Annotated in this window: 12 protein-coding genes; 1 reads left to right on the top strand and 11 read right to left on the bottom strand. The window is 32.3% G+C overall.

What is annotated here, in order from left to right:
- Nucleotides 1-38: 38 nt before the first annotated feature.
- From M890_RS0109970 to M890_RS0109925, 10 genes are all read right to left on the bottom strand, one after another.
- The gene (locus M890_RS0109970) at nt 39-410 is read right to left on the bottom strand and encodes a VanZ family protein (RefSeq protein WP_051437502.1); all 372 of its coding nucleotides are present in this window, start codon (nt 408-410) and stop codon (nt 39-41) included.
- On the bottom strand, nt 403-783 hold the full coding sequence (gene gcvH / locus M890_RS0109965; protein WP_028283398.1) for a glycine cleavage system protein GcvH: 381 nt from the start codon (nt 781-783) through the stop codon (nt 403-405). Before gcvH ends, M890_RS0109970 begins: the two co-directional genes overlap by 8 nt.
- A 63-nt stretch (nt 784-846) precedes the next feature.
- Nucleotides 847-8046 carry a T9SS outer membrane translocon Sov/SprA gene (sov, locus tag M890_RS0109960; RefSeq protein ID WP_028283397.1) on the bottom strand — a complete coding sequence of 2400 codons (7200 nt, stop codon included), beginning with the start codon at nt 8044-8046 and terminating at the stop codon, nt 847-849.
- Nucleotides 8047-8052: 6 nt separating this feature from the next.
- Complete coding sequence (gene ruvA, locus M890_RS0109955; protein ID WP_028283396.1) at nt 8053-8634, bottom strand: Holliday junction branch migration protein RuvA; 582 nt, start codon at nt 8632-8634, stop codon at nt 8053-8055.
- 51 nt (nt 8635-8685) lie between these two features.
- On the bottom strand, nt 8686-10983 hold the full coding sequence (locus tag M890_RS0109950; RefSeq protein ID WP_028283395.1) for an NADP-dependent malic enzyme: 2298 nt from the start codon (nt 10981-10983) through the stop codon (nt 8686-8688).
- A 102-nt stretch (nt 10984-11085) separates the two neighbouring features.
- Nucleotides 11086-12816, bottom strand: a complete 1731-nt coding sequence (locus M890_RS0109945; RefSeq protein ID WP_028283394.1) for an alpha-amylase family protein — start codon at nt 12814-12816, stop codon at nt 11086-11088.
- 31 nt (nt 12817-12847) lie between these two features.
- On the bottom strand, nt 12848-13774 hold the full coding sequence (locus M890_RS0109940) for a carbohydrate kinase family protein (protein ID WP_036597397.1): 927 nt from the start codon (nt 13772-13774) through the stop codon (nt 12848-12850).
- A gap of 23 nt (nt 13775-13797) precedes the next feature.
- Nucleotides 13798-15120, bottom strand: coding sequence for an MFS transporter (locus M890_RS0109935; RefSeq protein ID WP_028283392.1), 1323 nt, complete (start codon nt 15118-15120; stop codon nt 13798-13800).
- 4 nt (nt 15121-15124) lie between these two features.
- Complete coding sequence (locus tag M890_RS16025) at nt 15125-15481, bottom strand: glutaredoxin family protein (protein ID WP_084553644.1); 357 nt, start codon at nt 15479-15481, stop codon at nt 15125-15127.
- A gap of 88 nt (nt 15482-15569) precedes the next feature.
- Nucleotides 15570-18200 carry a TonB-dependent receptor gene (locus tag M890_RS0109925; RefSeq protein ID WP_051437501.1) on the bottom strand — a complete coding sequence of 877 codons (2631 nt, stop codon included), beginning with the start codon at nt 18198-18200 and terminating at the stop codon, nt 15570-15572.
- Between the two features lie 162 nt (nt 18201-18362).
- Between M890_RS0109925 and M890_RS0109920 the strand changes: the two genes are divergently transcribed.
- Nucleotides 18363-19385, top strand: a complete 1023-nt coding sequence (locus M890_RS0109920; protein ID WP_028283390.1) for a LacI family DNA-binding transcriptional regulator — start codon at nt 18363-18365, stop codon at nt 19383-19385.
- A 4-nt stretch (nt 19386-19389) separates the two neighbouring features.
- Here the strand turns inward: M890_RS0109920 and queG are convergent, their stop codons facing one another.
- Complete coding sequence (gene queG / locus M890_RS0109915; protein WP_028283389.1) at nt 19390-20316, bottom strand: tRNA epoxyqueuosine(34) reductase QueG; 927 nt, start codon at nt 20314-20316, stop codon at nt 19390-19392.

The following is a 20316-nucleotide window of genomic DNA, read 5'->3' as shown; positions in this document are numbered from 1 at the left end:
CGCTAAAATAACTATTTATTTGTCAAAAAAACAAGGTATTAGTTGTTTTTAACTTTCAATTTTGTAATTAAATTAATAAATAACACTGCTAAAAGTGTTCCTATAATATTTGCTATAACGTCTTTATAGTCTGCTTGTCTTGTTTGTGTTGTAACCTGTTGTAATACTTCAATTATTATGCCAAATACTATGGAATAAATTACTGCAGTCTTAATGGCTTGAGGCTTACTTTTTTTAAATGAATTTAAAAAGGTAAAAAACCATAAGCAGGTAAAAATAAAATAAGCAGTTGCATGAATTACTTTATCTTTATTATTGGGCATTTCTATAACACCTTCTACTGTTATTAAACAAGATACTAGTAAAGCAATGCTATATCCAATGCTAATGACTGGAAGTAATTTATGCACCAATTAAAGCCTTATAATCTTCTGCTGATAATAATTTATCTAATTGAGAGGCATCAGAAACTTTTACTTTAACCATCCAACCGTCACCATAAGGATCTGTATTTACCTTTTCTGGTTCGTCTTCTAGGGTATCATTAAAGGCAACAATCTCTCCTGAAACAGGTAAAAATAAATCTGAAACTGTCTTAACAGCTTCTACTGTACCAAATACTTCATCAGCCTCAAGAGTTTCATCTAAAGTTTCAACCTCAACGTAAACGATGTCTCCTAATTCGCTTTGTGCAAAATCTGTAATTCCAACTGTAATTTGGTCTCCTTCCACTTTAACCCATTCGTGGTCTTTAGTGTATTTTAATTCTGATGGTATATTCATTATATATTTATTATGTGAGTTGCAAATGTATCTAAATGACTATTAATTTCAAACAATGCTTTATTAATTTCCAAAATTATATCTTAGTGTTAATCCAGAACGAATTGTGGTTTGAGGAAATGCTGTTGAAATGGCATATTCTGAGAATGAATAATCAAAGTAAAACACACCTGTTAGATTTTTACTAAAGGCATATTCTGCATTGTATTTAAGACCCCAAATTGTTTGCCCATTTGTTATTTGATTATTTTCTAAATCTAAGTAACGTATTATTGTTTTATTATCTCTTACAGATAAATCTGCAGACATGATTAAATCGGACACAATCGCTTTTTTAGGTCCTGCTAAGTTAGATTTAATTCGTAAATCTTTGATACGATATCCTAATCCAACAACATACTCGTTACCTGCTATTTCAGTCATTAAATTATTGTCAAAACTTAAAGATAACATTCTGTCTTTTCTCATCTCTAATAAAATCCTAACCGAGTTTTTCATTTCCATATCAAAACGGAACAGTGGACTAAACATTTCTGTTAGTGTTACGCTACTATATAGTTTCTCGCTTTTAAAGTTTCCTGCTTGATCTAAATCTTCACTAGGTTGTAAATCATAATCAAGTCCATAGTCTATACCATCATAATCCAAATTTGTTCTAAATTGTCCTATACTATAACTTGACCTGTAACCATGTGTTAAAGAGAAACGTTTGAAACGTTTTTTAAACCAATTCATTTTCATAAAACCAGAATACTTTACGTCCCAGTTTGGTATTGGTACATTTCTTAATGCCCCAAGTTTAGTTTTGCTTGCATTCTGACCTGTATAGGCACTTACAAAAGCAGGTAATAATACTTGTTGACTTGTTTTACCAAAACCTTTAGGGTAACCATCATCATCTACATCATTTGGATCTGCTCCATTTTGTACTGCTAATCGTCTTGCTATAGCTAATCTATTATTTCTAAAATCATCAAAAGCTTGAGAACCTGTCTCGTCACTCTTACCAAAAGCGGTAGGTAACGTAAAGGATGAAATACTAAAGTTACCAAATGTATTAGGTGTTAACGATAAGTACTGTCCGTTTTCTACTCTGTAATTTTCTGTATAATTTTCGGCATACGTCCTAAAACCAACTAAATCTATTTTAAGATCACTAATAGGTTCTAGATTAGCAGACAAGTCTAATTGTTTAGTTTGGTTAGTGGTATATTGCTGATTAAAATCTGGAAAAGCTGTTAACCAACCATTTCGGGCTGCTAAATCTCTAACATCGCTTTGACTACCAAAAGTATAACCTATAGTTGGTTTTGCTGTACCTAAAAACCCAGGTGTTTGTAAATAACCTGGTAAGAAGGTTCCATTAGTCTCACTATATACTGCTTGAATACGCTTAATAGAAGTTAGTATACCAATACCAAAATTGCCTAATTTAGATCCTATACCATCACCAGCTTTTTTGGCAACTGGTTTTTCTTTTTTAGCAACTCCTGGAGGTCCTGCACTTCTAGAAGTTCTGGCAACTTTATTACCTCTTGATTTAGGTTTAGCAGAAATTCCTAAATATTTATACAACTTATTCATGTCTAAAGTTGAATTAATATTATGTGTATTTCCGTTAGAAATAGTATTACCTAAATTATAAGTCAGACCATCATTACCTACTAAGTTACCAAATAAGTCCGACCCTTTTTGCCACTGGAATAATCCTGAGTAAGAATAAGTCGCTTTTAAAAAACTTAGTGTTGGAATTTTGCTTAATGGAATTTCATAATTAATTCCAATTTGCTGTTGCTGTCTGTTTGGATCTCCAAAATCAAAGAAGCCATCCCAAACGTCCAATAATGGATCAGGTTCTCCGTTTATTATATTATCCTTAAAGTAGTTTCTTACAATATTATTGTTAGATGAAGAATAATTTACTTGCAGTGACTTTGTCAAATTCCAGTTAAGATTGTACTGATAGTCAAAATTATAATTACGTCTATACAGTTCTTCTAATCCAATATTATTTCCTGTTAAATCTAGATCTCTAAATTTTTGACGATTAAATTGTCTATTTAAATCTGTATTTATTGTAAAACTAGCAGGTAACACATTAAAGTTTAAATCCTTTAAAAATTGCCAATACTTACCAGTAAATAACGAATCGTTTTTCTTGAAAGGCTCTACTAACTTAGGTTCAAAATTATAAGCGTAGTTTACACCAGCTCTCACCTGCTTATCAACAGATCTTTCAATTTCGAAGTCACGATGTTCCATTTTGTTATAAGAATAGTTTAAAGTCAAATTTTCGACATCATAAAAATTTGGTTTAGCTTCTCCTGTTCTATTCTTTTTAACACCAATAAAGTTTATACTTTTTCGTTTAGTGTAAGCTTCCGATTGTTCTAAAATTAAATCCCGCTCTGCTGCATCTGTTGCTGCATCTAAACGTGTATCAAGCTCTATATCTTCGTATTGTTGATCAAATTTTGGTGTAATGACTTCAACACCTTGACCATAGTTAAATGGTATTTGAATTCCCCATTTTTTTGGTAATAATTGACCAACATTTACATTGGTTACTACGTCATATTGCTTACTGTCCTCAAGACTACGCTCGTTTGGACCTTGGTTTACATTACCAAATCCAGCAGTACTCATTCTACCTGTTGCACTTACACTAGCAAAATCTGCCAATTGTGTATCAACTGTAACAATTGCTGCCCAACCACCTTCGTTTTCTAATTCTGACAAACGCAATTCATTAAACCAAATCTCTCCACATTGTAGGTTGTTTGTACCATTTTTTACACCAACCATCAATGTTCTAACATCTCCAAAATTAGGATTACCTTTTATAGCGACACGTTGTTGACCTAAAACATAACCTCCATATTGATCTACAACAGGTACTAGGTCTCCACCAACTACATCATAGAAATTTGCTGTACCATCTGTTAATGTTTGGTTACTTATTCCTAAAGATTTTATACGTTGTAAGATTTCTAACTCTATATTAATTTCATTCTCTTCAGGCCAATATGCTTCGGCAGATGAACCTCCATTGTATACTTTTAATGGTACTTCAATTTGATAATAATTTTCAGTAAGGTCATTACCCATTCTTATAAAACCTACTAAGTCTGAATCTGTTAATCCTGGAGTTTCTCCATCTCTAGCATGCATAAACATTCTCAGTTTTTTATACTGACGCATATCCACACTAATATTTTTAAATACAGCTCTAGAGTCTTTAGCTTTTAAATCGCAAACATCTACAACTAAAGCTTGTTCGTTTTGTCTTACAATTGTGTTGTTATTGTTAAGTCGTTCTGGCACTACACTTGGTGGTGAAACATAGCTACCATCATTTTCTTGTGTGCTTACTGCTCCTACTGTAAAAGCGGTATCATCAAAATCTAATGGTGTTGCACCACCATCTAATGCTAATTGAAAACGTCTCCAATCACTACGTACTAGCTCTAATGTTCCAAATCTTAGGGTTGTATTTTGCTGAAAATCGTTTAGGTACATTCTAGAAAATCTTATAGAACGTAAATCTGTAATACCATTTACAACAAACTCATCATCGGTACGAATAGGTATTCTAAATTGATACCATCTTGGATAGGCTGTATCTCCATTTGGCAACACCCTAGGATTATTGGTATCTGTAACGTTTTTAGTATCAACAATATATTCGTTATTAATATTTAAAGACGCTGGAGTAATTTCAATCTCATATTCAAAATAACTATCAATAGTATTCATTGTGTTATCCCTATTTACATCCTCAACATCTGGTTGAGTTGTAGATCCTCTATTAGTATCACTAAAAGCGTCAGGTGAGTTACCATCTACTCCATTGTATAATTTATATCTATTAAACAAGTCACCTTCTGCATTTAAATAATAGTCGTAATTATCTTTTGCAGGATCTGCTAATCCTGAAAATCCTGAAGGGAACCTTGTTGCTTCTTCAACATCATCATAACCATCAAAACCAACATCCTGATTGGTTCTTTCTTGTCCTGTTGTATCAAAAGCATAAATTAAAGCTTGGTTTTGTGGTACTACAGATTGAAACACAGTTTCTGGCAATAAGCTAATATTACCATCTTGTGGCAATCCGTTTTCATATTGTTTACGTCCATCCTTTAGGACATCCTCTGATATATTACCTAAATTAATAAATAATTTACCTCCTGGATTACTTGGGTTTTCTTGAAAAGGATCCTGTAACCAGAACTCGATATACTCCACATTTGCTTGTTCAAAATCTGTGGATGTAATCTGTCTTGTTATACCAGCCCAACTACTTTCTGGGTTTGGTATTACTCCACTTTCTGTCCCTGGCTCAAAGTTATAAGGACCACGTTCTTGTGGGTAATACGTTAAATCTAATGTGTTTAAAACTGATGTTTGACCTTGTGCAATGTCTTGTTGCGGAAACAGCTCGTTAACAAATACTCTACTAGTATATAAGCTAGACATATCATCGTCTGATATTCCGGTTGGTCTTTGACTACCATAAAAAATAGGATCAATAGTGTACCAGTTAAGCATAGCTCTACCATAACCGTTTTCGATTCCGTTATTATCTAAAGCAGTTGAATTATTTACATTAAGTGGTCTACTTGACAAACTCCATGACTGAGCAGATTTAAGATCTATTCCGTTTTGTGTACCCTCAAAATCATCAATATATGCAGTTGCTTCACCATTAAAATCTGTTCCTTTTGGTGCTCCTGGTAACAGGTATGCAAAATCACCTCTAACCGAAATATTAGATGGTGCATCTGTGTCAATATTTGGTAATTTGTTAACCAACCTAGATAAAAATGGCAACTCTGAAGAGTAGTTAGCATTAAATCCAAGTATGGTATTATTTATAGGCTCATTAGCATAATTGGCTTTTTGAGTTATTGGACGCTCGTTTAAATTAATATACGTACCACCTATTACAAAGTTGTCATTAAACTTATGCTCTACATTTAATCCTGTATAACGCTTAGTTTGTTGTCCAAAAATAGAATTATTTTCAGTTGACACTTCAATTGGTATGTTAGACGCTTTTAAACCTTCATCTATTATATAAACACGTCCTAACTGGTAATTAACTGTATAATCTTGTCCTTCTACTAAAACACGTCCTCCTGCAGATACACGAACAGATCCTCTTGGCACATTAAATCCACCAATTGGGATTCCGTCACCTCCTGAAGATTTATAACGTCCTTTAATTTGGAATTTATTTTTTTGACTCTCGTCTAACGCAGCTGTTTTTGTTGCTTTATACAGCAAATCGTAAACATACTTTTCTTGATTAGCATTGGCGTAAATATCAGCCTCATAATCCGTACTGTTATTTCCTGTGTTACCATCGTTATCTAAAACATCAAATAAATAACGTCCAAAAGGTTCGACTTTAGTAAATACAATTTTTCCGTTTTGCGGAATTACAGTAATACCTGGCACAAAGTCAAAAAAACCGTCTCCATTAGTTTGCGGATCGTTATTGTAGTTTAGCCTATCAAAATTAAATAAGCGCAATAATGTGGTTTGATCTATAGGCTCACCTTCAAAATCAGTACCAAAAGGTGTTCCTTCTACAGCAGTGATATAGTTTACTGGAGCAGATTCGTTATAAAAAATGTTTAGTTTAAAATCTTCTTGAGTTAATTGAAAAGCGCCTGTATCATAAACATTTTTCATCATTAAGTCCCATATTGGTTGAGAGACACTAGTAATACTACTTTTTAAAAGCTTTAAAATTAAAGCGTTATTAGTCACATTGGTAACTTCTCCATCTGTATTTACTGCAACATCTGTTGCTCCAATACCATCATTAGCAAACTCTCCTACCTGAAACACTTGTCCTCCGACTGTATATTGGTAAGCAACTGCTAAGACTTCGTCGTTATTTAATCTTTGATTTAAAGAAATATAACCCAATTGTGTGTTTAGGGTATATTCTTGACCTTCTATTAATTTTCTAGTATTTTCTTGTTTTGCATAATCAAAACCTTCATTAAATCCTGAAATTGAAATTCCGCTTTGCACTGTTGCAATATCTCTAATTGCACTATTTAATTGAGAACCAGCATTACCAATATTAGTTGGATCTAAACCATTGTTTCCGTTATCCGGAAATGCATTAGGTCCTCCAGTAACTGATACACCTGGATTACCAATGATACCAGTTTCTCCTAAATCTTGAAAAGCTACAAAGTTTCTAACATTCTCTGTTCTATTACTTCTGTTAGTTACCCAAACTTCAATTCTAGTAATCTGTATATTATTGTTAATAAAAGGGTAATTCTCTAAAGCTTTATCATAGTTATTACGGAAATATTGCCCTAAGAAAAAGTGACGATTCTCGTCATAATCTCTGATAAAAAACTCAAACTCGTCTAAGGTTCCTCCTCCTTGTGCAGTTACTGACCTAGCGTCAGAACGTTGGTCAGAGAATACTCCTGTGATTGTAGTTTTTCCAAATTTTAATTGTGTTTTTACACCAAATAGACTTTGTGCTCCAGAAATTAAAGAGCTATTAATTGGCATACTAACGTTACCAACTTCTATTTTTTGAATAATATCATCTTCGGTTGGTGTGTATTCTAACTTAATTAAATTTTGAAAGTCAAAAGTAGATTGTGTATCATAATTAGTAGTTACTTGTAATCTTGATCCTACTTTACCGATCATACTTAGACTGATACGTTGGTCAAAATCAAAAGAAAAATTACGTCTGTTTCTTGGAGAAAACGATGGATTATCTTGCTTTGTAAACAAGACTCCTAAATCCATCTCTACAGTACCTTGTGGTACAATGGATATTGGTCCTTCCCCAAAAATACTTTCAAAAAAACTAGAATTTACATAAAACTCTGGTATTAAGTTTTTTTGAGCAGCTTTTACATCTCCTTTTTTACCATCATAAGCGTCAATTTTGTCTTTATAATAAGATTTTAAATTTTGGCTTGATACTAAATCTAAATACTCATCTGGAGTTAAAATTATTGGATAATTGATATTAAATTGTCCAACGGTCTCTGTATAAATATATCGATCTGTTACAGGGTCATAAGTATATTTAGATTCTATACTTGATGGATTTTGCATTTGTATAGTTCCTAAACTAAAACCTGTTTTGGTACTATCCTGTTCTACTTCATTTTCTTCTTGAGCAAAAGAAAATGCGGACACTAACAACGCAAAAGCGGTTAGCAAAAAATGTTTAAGGGATTTATAAAAGCTAAGTTGACTTGTATTCAAAATAAATTATAAATTTTTTAAGGCTAGTTTGATGATTGTTTCTACGTTAGCTTCTGGTTGATCTTTGACAATTTTATCCAGTACTTTTTCTGCTTGTTTTTTAGCAAAACCTAATACTTCTAAAGCAGATAACGCTTCATCTTTATTAGTATTGCTTTGAGTTACAGAAACTTCGTCTATATCGTAAATTTTTAAGATTTTATCTTTTAAATCTATAATGACACGTTGCGCTGTTTTAACACCAATTCCTTTTATAGATTGAATTAATGCAACATCATCCACAGCTATACCTTCTCTAATTTGTTTTGGAGTTAAAGACGACAGCATGGTTCTAGCAGTATTTGCGCCAATACCACTTACTGAAATTAATAGTCTAAACAACTCCCTTTCTGACGTTGATGCAAAACCGTATAAAGTATGCGCATCTTCCCTTATTTGAAGATGCGTATATAACTTTAAATTTTCTTGATCAGGAATTTGGGAGTATGTGTGTAGCGAAATATTTAGCTTATATCCAACGCCATTACAATCTATAACGACATCTGTTGGATTTTTTTCTACCAACTTTCCTTGTATGTGTGTAATCATTTGATTTTGCTGTTAACCCTTCAAATGTAAGAAAATTATCTTTACATCAAATTAGTTCTTATTTTCTAAGTTTTTTTCCCATTTTTCCTTTTGCTGAGCGTCAATAACTGCAATTGCAGTCATGTTTACAATCTCATCAACACTTGCATGCAATTGTAAGATGTGGACTGGTTTTCGCATTCCCATCATAATTGGTCCTACGGACTCTGCATTATTAAGTTCTTTTAATAACTTATAAGTAATGTTTGCAGACTCTAAGTTAGGAAATATTAGTGTGTTAACTTTTTTACCTGCTAGTTTAGAAAATGGAAAACTATCTGTTAACATTTGACTATTTAAAGCAAAATCTGTTTGTAACTCTCCATCTACTAATAAGTCAGGATGTCTTTTATGTAAATAAGATACTGCCTCTCTAACTTTAGTAGCTGTTTGGTCTTTTGATGAGCCAAAGTTAGAATAAGAAGTCATTGCCATAATTGGTTCCATTCCAAACATTTTAACCACTTTAGCGGTCATTTGCGCAATCTTGGTTAAATCTTGTGCTGATGGATTAATATTTATTGACGTGTCACTTAAAAACATTGGACCACGTTGCGTCATCATAACATTGGTAGTCGCTATTCTTGTTGATCCTGGTGCCAATCCTATAAGTTCTAACATTGGTTTTACAACGGAAGGATAACTACGAGAATACCCAGAAATTAAAGCATCTGCATCACCTTCATTAACCATCATTGCTGCATAGTAGTTACGTTCTCTCATTAACTTTTCAGCTAATAATAACGTTACTCCTTTTCTTCTACGTTGTTCCCAATATATTTTAGCGTACTTGTTTTTTTGTTCTAGTTGCTCGTCAGATTTTGGGTCTATAATTAGCACATCTGCATCAAACTCTAACTCCTCTTTTAAGCGTTCAATTTCTTCTTTTCTACCTAATAAAATTGGTATAGCAACGCCTTCTTCATACACTATTTGAGCTGCTTTTAATACATCTAACGAGTCCGCCTCTGTAAAAACAACACGTTTTGGATCTAGCTTAGCTCTGTTTAATAATAATCTTACAATTTTATTATCATTGCCTAATCTATCCAATAATTGCTCTTCGTATTTTTTCCAATCTTCAATTGGCTCTTGAGCAACACCACTTTCCATTGCTGCTTTTGCTACAGCTGGAGGTACTGTTGCAATTAATCTTGGATCAAATGGTTTAGGTATAATATAGTCTTTACTAAAAGTTAAACGCGTTTCGCCATAGGCAATATTTACCTGTTCAGGTACAGACTCTTTTGCTAAATCAGCTAATGCTTTTACTGCTGCCATTTTCATAGCTTCGTTAATTTTAGTTGCTCTAACATCTAAAGCACCTCTAAAAATAAACGGAAATCCTAGTACATTATTAACCTGATTAGGATGGTCACTTCTACCTGTAGCCATAATAATATCCTTACGTGTTGCAATTGCCAAATCATACCCAATTTCTGGGTCTGGATTAGCCATAGCAAATACTATAGGGTTTTTAGCCATAACTAATAACATAGCAGGCGTCACAATATCTGAAGTTGATAAACCAACAAAAACGTCAGCGTCTATCATTGCTTCATCTAGTGTATCAATTTTACGGTGAGTTGCAAATTCTGCTTTCTGAGATGTTAAATTATCTCTGTCATCTCTAATTACCCCTTTACTGTCTAACATGACAACGTTTTCACGTTTAGCACCAAATGCTAAATATAAACGCGTACAAGAAATTGCTGCTGCACCTGCACCACTTACTACGATTTTAACGTCCTCAATTTTTTTATCAGAAAGCTCTAATGCGTTTAATAATGCTGCTGCAGAAATGATTGCAGTACCATGTTGGTCATCATGCATTACAGGAATATCAAGTTCCTCTTTTAAGCGTCTTTCTATCTCAAAAGCTTCAGGTGCTTTAATATCTTCTAGGTTAATACCTCCAAACGTTGGAGCTATCATTTTTACCGTTTGAATAAATTCTTCAACATTTTCAGTATCCACTTCAATATCAAAAACATCAATATCTGCGAAGATTTTAAATAACAAGCCTTTACCTTCCATTACTGGCTTAGAGGCTTCTGGACCAATATTACCCAATCCTAAAACTGCGGTACCATTAGTTATTACTGCTACAAGGTTACCTTTAGCTGTATATTTATAAACGTTATTAACGTCTTTTTCAATTTCTAAACAAGGTTCTGCCACACCTGGAGAATAAGCTAAGGCTAAATCCCTTTGGGTTGCATATTTTTTTGTTGGAACTACTTTTATTTTACCTGGAGTTGGCTTTGCATGATATACTAAAGCTTCACGACGTCTACTTTGTTTGCTCATAATTTCACTTTAAGTTTTAGTGAATTACAAATGTAAGTTTTTAAGACGTTTGAACATAAAAAAAATGAGAGAGACTTTTAATAATCTTTGATTAATTAAATTTTAATAATGATATGTTTTTGTTTGATTATTTTCTGTTACTTGTATTGTAAACGACAAGTTTTTAAGATCTGCTAAAAGTTGTGCTTGACTGTTTTGGGTTTGCCATGTTATGTCTAATGTGTTTTTATTAGACGTATTTATGTCTACATTTCCAGTAAAGGCATGACATGTATTTCTTATTTTAATTATCTCTAATTGTTTAAGTACAATATCTTTTTTTAGTCCTGCCTCAATATCATCATGACTTAAGGTTGTTCTATTAATTTCTTTATGTCCTCCACTTCCAGCATTATCTGCAGCCTCATAATCGTTTTTTCCCGCAAAAATATCCAAATACCATACTTGAGGTATTCCTGGCACAAACATTTGAATAGCTCGAGCCAATAGTAATTTTTTTTCATCTTCTCCTAAAGCGCTAAAAAAAGTCGCATTTACTTGATAGTAAGATATTTTTGTACCTGATGGACCATAAAGGTTTTTAACACGTCCACCACGACTTATTATGGTCTCCATTATGGCTTCTATTTCTTTATCCTCCAATAAACCTTCATTATAATTACCATTAACCGCTTTTCCTTTTAGATCTAAGACAGGTATTCCATCATGACAGCCTAACATGTTTACGGTTTTATATTTTTTAGTCACTATTTCATTTATCCACTTTAAAAGTGCAGTATTACAACCTGTTTCTAAAGTATGAATGACTAATCCTGGTAGAAAAAAATCATAAATATAATAGCCTTTACTCGCTACTTCATCATGTAATCCTAAACCATATTCGGCATGAATCTCTGGTAACAGCATTAAATTATTTTTTTGAGCTATTTTTTTTATGCGTTCTAAATAATCCCAAGTTCCAGGTTTATTAAAAAAATTGGATTGCCCTACTTCTTTATGCAAATATGCAAAAGCGTCTAATCGCAAAATGTTGCAGCCATAACCATTAACTTTTTCTAAAGTTTCTTCATAAAATTCCCAAATTAATGGCGATTTTGCATTTACATCCATTTGCCCTAAATAGTGTCTTTTACTATTTACAACTTTCAATATTTCTGGTTTAAAACTTGTAAGTTTTCCTAAATCAATTTGCGATACATCTTGATTATTTTGAATTAATTGATTTATTTTTTCGCAAATTAACACAGCATCCTCAGGGATTAGATTGGGTACCTGTTTAAGGTCGTTAATTGAAATTTCTTGATATTTTATATCTTGATAAAAAGTATTCCAATAGGGCTGTTGGCTACCATCCGGAAATGGTACTTTTAATATTGGAAGCCCTGATTTACGCATAAATAATTTATCCAAATATTTTTTTTCTGGAATAACAACACCTTGATTATCCATGCTTCCATTATTACCCCAAAACTGATTCCAGTTTATAAAAAAATCTTTGTATTTTGACTGTTCTCCGTATTTTAATAAGTTTTTAAACTGTGGAGATGCTACTGATAAATGATTTAATACAATGTCAAATTTAAGTTTGATATTTAAATTATCTAAATCACGCAAATCTTGAGTAGTAACTAAATCTTCATTTAAATTGTAATCTATGATAGAAAAACCTCTATCTAAATCACTATTAAAAAATGTAGGAAGGACATAAAACAAAGAAAATGCATCTTTGAATTCTGGTGTTTTTAATAATTTTATGGTATCGCTCCATTTTTCACCAATGCTATCTGGATAAGCATTAAACATGACACCATTTGAGATAGTAATTTCTGACATTTGAATATATATTTTTATTACTAGAAAAAACTTAAAGTAATTTAGAGACAATATTAATGTTTTCAGGTAACCTGCCCACATTTTGAAGTTTTAGCGCTGCTAATTTAAGTGCTACATCCAAGCATTCCTTCATTGTTTTTTTCTGACTATAAGCATACAAAAATCCTGACCAAAAAGCGTCTCCTGCTCCTGTAGCATCCATGATTTTTTCAATTTTAATTGCAGGTAACTGTAAAATTTGTTTGTTTTTTTGAGATAATTTAACGCCTTGACTTCCTAGAGTTAAACATACAGTGTCAACGCCTTCGGCATGGAAAAATGAAAAAATTTCTTCGTCTGGTAATTTTTTTCCAAACAATCTAAGCATATCATCTTCACTTATTTTAACCAAAGGATTAAACTTACAATAAGCTTTAATTATTTTTAAAGCTTCATTTTTACTATTCCATAATTTATCCGCATAATTGATATCTATACTTAATTGACATCCTAAATTAAATGCTTCTTCTGCTTTTTTTAGTATTGTTGCTTGCGCAGGATCTTTACTTAGAGCAAAACAAGTGGTATGAAAAATTTTGGTGTCTTTTAATGTTTTTGTTGTTATTTGATCTTCTGTAATAACACAATCTGCTTCTCTGTAAGGTATAAAATCAGGTGTACCCGATGACCTAGACACAAAAATCACACTAGTTGGTTTTTTTTGAATGATGTTAATATTGGATGCATTAACACCAACTTCGGCCAATTTTTTAAATATATACTCTCCTAAACCGTCATTACCAACTGAGGATACCAATACTGAATTTAGCCCTAATCTTGCTGAATTCATTGCTACATTTGTTGGAGAGCCACCTAAAAATCGGTGATAATCTCTTGTTTCGTTTATTAAGGCTTCAGGCTGATGACCAATAAAATCAATTAACACCTCTCCTACACATAGAATGTCTATGTTTTTCATAATAAAATGTAATTTAAAAAGTTTTAATGCCCAGTAGGCTGAATCTTCACGTTTTTTATATTGTTTTTACTTTTAATGAATAGTGTTAATATTGCACTGATTATTAAAAGTACACCAGCAAAAGAGATTGCCATACGTGGATCATTATTTAAAAAATACTTTAAAATATAACCAAATGATAGAGTTTGAATTATCATTGGTATAACAATCATCATATTAATAATACCCATATATACTCCATAGCGTTCTTTGGGTATGTCTGCAACAATCATTAAATAGGGTATTCCCATCATACTTGCCCAACCAATTCCAAATCCTGTTATAGCAAAAAATAACAAGTTTTTATTTTGAATGTGTGGAAATGCTAAAAATCCTATTGCAGCAATCAACAAACAAAATGCATGTACTTTTTTTGCACTATATTTTTTAGCAAATCCTACTAGTGCAAAAGCGACTAAAAAAGTAACTACATTATACCATCCGTTTACTAATCCTGTCCAACTTACAGCTTCGCTGTATGCTTCTTTATTATCAGGTGTGGCATTCCAGACAGATAAGGCTACACTTTTTGAAGAGTTTTGCCAATAGCAAAACAATGCGTACCATTGAAACAAGTAGACTAAAGCTAATTGCCACATAACCCTAGGCATATCTTTTATAGCTGAAAAAATTTCAATTAATGGCCCAAACACGCTTCTTTTTTCTTTGAGTTTTTCTAATTCTTCTGGTGTTGGCGGAATCTCTTCCGTTTTGCTAATACTCCATATAATTGAAGCTATTGAACAAAATGCACCTAAAAAGAATGACGCATAAACCCAAGTAGGTAAAGATCCTGTTGAGCCAATGAAAATTAAAGGGAATATAAATAAAGATAAGTTAGCTAATACTTGTCCTAATCCTGTAAAAAAACTTTGCATCTGAAAACCTAAAGGTTGTTGGTCATCATCAAGTTTATCTGCTATTAATGCTCTATAAGGTTCCATAGCTGTATTATTTCCTGCATCTAAAATCCAAAGTAATCCTGCAGCCATCCATAATGAACTGCTAAAAGGAAATGCCAGAAGAGCTAAACTGCATACAATTGCACCTATTAAAAAAAAAGGTTTACGTCTTCCAAATTTTGGACTCCATGTTTTATCACTTAATGCTCCAATAATTGGCTGAACTAACAACCCAGTCACTGGACCAGCAAGGTGTAAAATTGGAATTTGATCTGGACTTGCACCTAAAAAATCATAAATTGGTGTTACTGCACTTTGTTGTAGACCAAAACTATATTGAATTCCGAAAAATCCAACATTCATATTCAGTATTTGCCAGAAGCTTAATTTTGGTTTTTTTAACATAATACTATTGTTTTATTTTTTTTAAAAAATCTTCAAAATTAATATCATTAGTAAATATCTCACCATTTTTTTCTATTACCGGAATATTTAAATTGGTGACATCTATTTTTGCTTTATTAAGCTTATTAAGCATTTGTTGTAATGCTTTTTCATTCTTATCTATATCAAAAAAAGTATAGGGTATATTATTTTTTTCTAAATAGGATTTTGTATCTATACAATAATGACAAGTATCACTACCATACACAATTATTGCTTTTTTATTTTGTTTGTCTTTTAAAACTAAGCTGTCATTTTTTTGTGATGAATTACAACTTACAAAAAACAAACAGAGAATTGTTATTAAGGTAAATGGCTTCATGATACAACTTAATTAAAAATGGGTTGGCAGATAGTTAGTCTATCACCAACCCAAATTAAACACTTAAAAAAACTAATTCAACTTTTAATTAAAACTTATATTGAAATGTTAAAGAAGAAGAACGACCAGTAATTGATCTAGCTCTAACATAACGATCTGTACCATTTATTGCTGGACCATCAATTCCGTTAACTTCTGTAATACCTACTGTATCAAAAAGATTATTAACATTAAGCGCTACAGATAGTCCTTTAGTTAAACCAACTTTAGCTAAGACGTTAAAGTAAGCATATCCTGGTTGTACTAAATCATTAGAATCAAAAGCATAAGATTCTGTAGTACCTAATACTGTTACTCCAAATACATGTTGTTTATTATTACCAAAAACGTAAGAAGGTGCTAAATTATAAACAAAATCTGCTTGTCTTTGTGGTTTATTACCATTGTTAGCTCCAGCAGTCACTCTATCTTCAACTATTTCTGCATCAGTATAGGTTACAGATCCTGATATTGAAAAATCGCCTAAATTATAAGCTCCTTCAAATTCTAAACCTGTAGCTCTAAACTCGTTACCAACACTTAAATTTAATGCAGTACCAGCATCTTCATCTGTGTTACTAGTAAATCCTACTAAATTAATATAACCATTTGCTAATTTTCTTTTATAACCTGCTTCCAATTGAGAAACTTTGTCATACTGTGTTGATGCAGTACCATCTATTCCGTATCCATTTCTATCTGAAGCTCTACCAGATGCACCCACACTATATCTTGCAAATACAGCAGATTGATCGTTGATTAGATAATTTAAACCTCCAGAATAAGATACAAAATCATATTCATCTCCAATAAATTGGCTATTAGTTGGCTGTACAACTGGTACTAAAGTTTCAATAGCCTCAATAGTTCCGTTTCCGTCAACATCTACAGGTCCTTGTGTATTACCTGCTGCAATTGTACCATCTACTCTTACTTTTTCAAATCTAACACTACCATCAAAATTTAATTTTTCTGAGATACTTGCGTCAACTCCTACATATGGTGCGCTTACTGTATGTTGTGTATTGTATTTACGTTGGCAGCAATTACCCCAAACTGGAGTACCATATGCATATTGTCCGGCTCTTGAATAACCATCAATGTTAACTAATCTTGCTTCTCCACCTCCTTTAACTTCTTGAAGGAATGCATTCCATTGCCAAGAAATTTTTGTGTTTTGGCTAGCAGTAAAGTAACCTAGGGTTACACCAATATTATCACCAATCTTTTTGCTTAATTTAATATCATTAAAAACATTATTTAAGTCGTCAATAGTTGTATCAAACATGTGAATGTTTTGAATTAATCCATTAGATGGTGTGTAAGGAGATCCATCATCTGCATAAGATAACGTTACTGGTTGCGGTACAGGCAAACCTGCAACAAAACTATTTGTTTCACCAAATCCTGCTGTAAAAGGCGCTATCCAACCACCTTTATTAAAAGAGATTCTACCTTTTTCAGTTATTTTCCAACCTTCACCTAAATCAAAAGAAAACTCTAATCCAATAGCCTGAGAAATTGGATTGTTTCCATCTCTTACATCTCTTACAGATCGACCTCTATCACTACTTGTAGGTCCAGCACTTTCTTGTAAATATTTAGTCTGTAAACCATCCGTAGTAATATCAAAACCTGGTAAGTTTGCATAAGTAGGATTACTGTCTGACCCTTGTAATAACATTGGCATTGGCATATACATTGGTGTTTTATCGTTTAAAAACTTAAAATAAGTACGTACATAACCTGATTTAAATTGCTTAGTAATATTAGCTTTAAATTGACCTCCTTTACTTGCGTTAAAACCTGCTTCTCTTGGTCCTTCTCCTGTTCTCATAAAACCTCCTATATGGTATGAAATACCGTTTGCTAATGGCGTACCGTATTCAAAATCAAGACGGTTTGTGTTATAATCTAAACCTGCACTAGTAGATATTGATCCACCTTCAGTATTTCCGGTTTTACTAATTAGATTAATTATTCCGGCTGGACCATTTGACGTTTGTGTGGATGCTGATCCACCTCTAATAGACTCTACTCTACCAATATTTGCATCTGCTCTTAACCAATTATCTGAATTACCAAATGAAGTATCTCCAAATAGCATAATAGGTAGTCCATCTTCTTGTAGTTGTAGGTATCTAGATCCACCCGAAGATACAGGCACACCACGTACATTAAAGTTTGCATTACCATCTCCACCTGAAGACTCTGATCTTACACCAGGAATGTTTCTGAATATTTCTCCTGTTGTTCTTGGTGCTGACTGCTCTATTAATTTTGCACCAATTGAAGACACAGACACACTAGACTCTAATCTAGATTTAGGATTAACCACTCCTGTAATAATCACTTCGTCTAAAGCTTCAAGATCTTCGGCTAATACAAAGTTTGAAATTACAGAGTCACCATTTACTGTAACAGTTTGTGACAATGTAGCAAACCCAATATAGGATGCATTTATTTGATAGGTACCATTTTCTACATTAGAAATTGTGTAATTACCATCAAAATCTGTTTGAGATCCCTTACTAGTATCTTCTAAAATAACATTAACTCCTACAAGAGGTTGACCACTTGCATCTTTTACAGAGCCAGAAATTGTAGACTGTGCAACAATAAAAGATACGGAAAATAGCATAATTGCTATAAAAATCCATTTTGTTTTGGTTTGATTCATCTTGACTATAATTTAATTAATTAGTAAAAATTTAGTTTAATATGTAACAAATTTATATTTAAAGGCTGTTTAAATTACATAATTCTTACCGAAAACGTTTTCGAAAACAACGAAAACGTTTTCGATAGTTAATTTCTTTTAATTATATTTATAAAAAAAAGTGTGAAACCTATTACATTAAAACAAATTGCCGAAACTTTAGGAATATCTATAACTACAGTTTCTAAAGCTTTAAAAGATTATCCAGATGTTAGTAAAAAGACCAAAGCATTAGTTAAAGACTTAGCTCAAACTTTAAATTACAAGCCTAATTCATTTGCAGTAAATCTTAGAACTAAAGAATCCAAAACTATTGGTTTAATAGTGCCAGAAATAGTCCACCACTTTTTTTCTAGTGTTATTAAGGGAATTATATCTCAAGCAGAAAAAAAAGGCTATTTAGTAATCACGTTACAATCCAATGAGTCCTATGACTTAGAACGCAAACAAATAGAACTATTATTAAATAAAAGGGTTGATGGCATATTGATTTCGTTGGCCAATCAAACTGCGGATTATAATCATTTAAATGCTGTTATGTCTAATAACACTCCGTTAGTTATGTTTGATAAAATAGCAAAACTAGTCAAATGTTCTAAAGTTTTAATAAATGATCGCGAAGCTGCATACAAAGCTACACAACATTTAATAGATACTGGTTGCAAAAAAATAGCACATTTTAGAGGTCCATTACTGCCTCAAAATTCTATTGATCGTTTTTTAGGATATAAAAAAGCTTTAATAGACAATGGTATAACTTACGATTCGTCCTTGGTTTATATTCTTAAAGACATGAGTTATGAAGAAGGGCGTTTTTATGCTAAAAAACTAGTGGATGAGCATGAGGGTGTAGATGGTATTTTTATAAATACTGATTTAGTTGCAATTGGTGCTATTACCGAATTTAATAGCCTTAAAATAAAAGTTCCAGAAGACATCTCTGTAATTGGTTTTAGTAATTGGTTTATGTCTTCTGTAATATCTCCTTCACTAACTACCATAAATCAACCTGGTTTTGAAATAGGTAAAAAAGCCTTTAAACTTTTGTATAAAGAAATAAATAGTAAGAAAAATGATAAGATTATTAACTTTAAAGAAGTGATTTTGGATACTCAATTAGTACTAAGAGAATCGACAAAATCTTAATATTTTATTTTAGAAAATCTATATTACGCTTAAGACCTGAAAATTTAGTACGTTTAACTGCAGATTTTTTAAAGAGGTTTTTAAAAACCTCTTCAGTAATCTCTTCCCAATCTTTTTTTACCATGTCTAACAAATCTGGGTGAGGATTAAAAAGAGGCTCACTATGAGGCTTAGAAAACTTATTCCAAGGACAGACGTCTTGACAAACATCGCAACCAAACATCCAATGGTCAAACTTACCTTTCATTGTGGTCGGTAACTGCTCTTTAAGTTCTATTGTAAAATAACTTATACATTTACTACCATCTACTACATAAGGCTCTGTAATGGCTTGTGTTGGGCAAGCATCAATACACGCTGTGCAAGTACCACAATGGTCCGTAACAATGGAATCGTATTCCAAATCTAAATCAATAATTAACTCTGCTATAAAATAAAAAGAACCAACTTGTTGGGTCAATAAATTACTATGCTTGCCTATCCAACCTAAACCTGATTTAGCAGCCCATGCTTTATCTAAAACTGGTGCAGAATCTACAAATGCACGTCCTGAAACATCACCTATTTCTTGCTGAATAAAATGAGTTAATTCTTTAAGTTTTTCTTTAATTACAAAATGATAGTCTTGACCATAAGCATATTTGGATAATTTTGGTGCTTTTGCGTCTTTTTGAACTTCTGAAGGATAATAATTTAATAAAAGCGATATCACAGATTTAGAATCCTCTACCAATTTTGTTGGATCTAAACGCTTATCAAAATGATTTTGCATGTAACTCATTTGTCCATGCATGTTTTTATTTAGCCAATTTTCTAGTCTTGGTGCTTCTTTTTCTAAAAAACCTGCTTTACTAATACCACAAGATAAAAAACCTAAGCGTTTAGCTTCGGCTTTAATTTGTGTTGTGTATTTAGATTTGTTATCAAGCAT

It is taken from the genome of Olleya marilimosa CAM030 (assembly GCF_000518485.1).
Lineage (GTDB): Bacteria > Bacteroidota > Bacteroidia > Flavobacteriales > Flavobacteriaceae > Olleya > Olleya marilimosa.
Note: the sequence above shows the minus strand (reverse complement) of the source record. Positions and strands in the feature narration are given on the sequence as shown.

What these genes read in the sequence shown, in the direction of transcription:
- ruvA (WP_028283396.1), bottom strand. Translation starts at nt 8,634, where the DNA reads ATGATTACACACATACAAGGAAAGTTGGTAGAAAAAAATCCAACAGAT.
- M890_RS0109950 (WP_028283395.1), bottom strand. Translation starts at nt 10,983, where the DNA reads ATGAGCAAACAAAGTAGACGTCGTGAAGCTTTAGTATATCATGCAAAG.
- queG (WP_028283389.1), bottom strand. Translation starts at nt 20,316, where the DNA reads ATGCTTGATAACAAATCTAAATACACAACACAAATTAAAGCCGAAGCT.
- M890_RS0109935 (WP_028283392.1), bottom strand. Translation starts at nt 15,120, where the DNA reads ATGTTAAAAAAACCAAAATTAAGCTTCTGGCAAATACTGAATATGAAT.
- gcvH (WP_028283398.1), bottom strand. Translation starts at nt 783, where the DNA reads ATGAATATACCATCAGAATTAAAATACACTAAAGACCACGAATGGGTT.
- M890_RS0109945 (WP_028283394.1), bottom strand. Translation starts at nt 12,816, where the DNA reads ATGTCAGAAATTACTATCTCAAATGGTGTCATGTTTAATGCTTATCCA.
- M890_RS16025 (WP_084553644.1), bottom strand. Translation starts at nt 15,481, where the DNA reads ATGAAGCCATTTACCTTAATAACAATTCTCTGTTTGTTTTTTGTAAGT.
- M890_RS0109925 (WP_051437501.1), bottom strand. Translation starts at nt 18,200, where the DNA reads ATGAATCAAACCAAAACAAAATGGATTTTTATAGCAATTATGCTATTT.
- M890_RS0109940 (WP_036597397.1), bottom strand. Translation starts at nt 13,774, where the DNA reads ATGAAAAACATAGACATTCTATGTGTAGGAGAGGTGTTAATTGATTTT.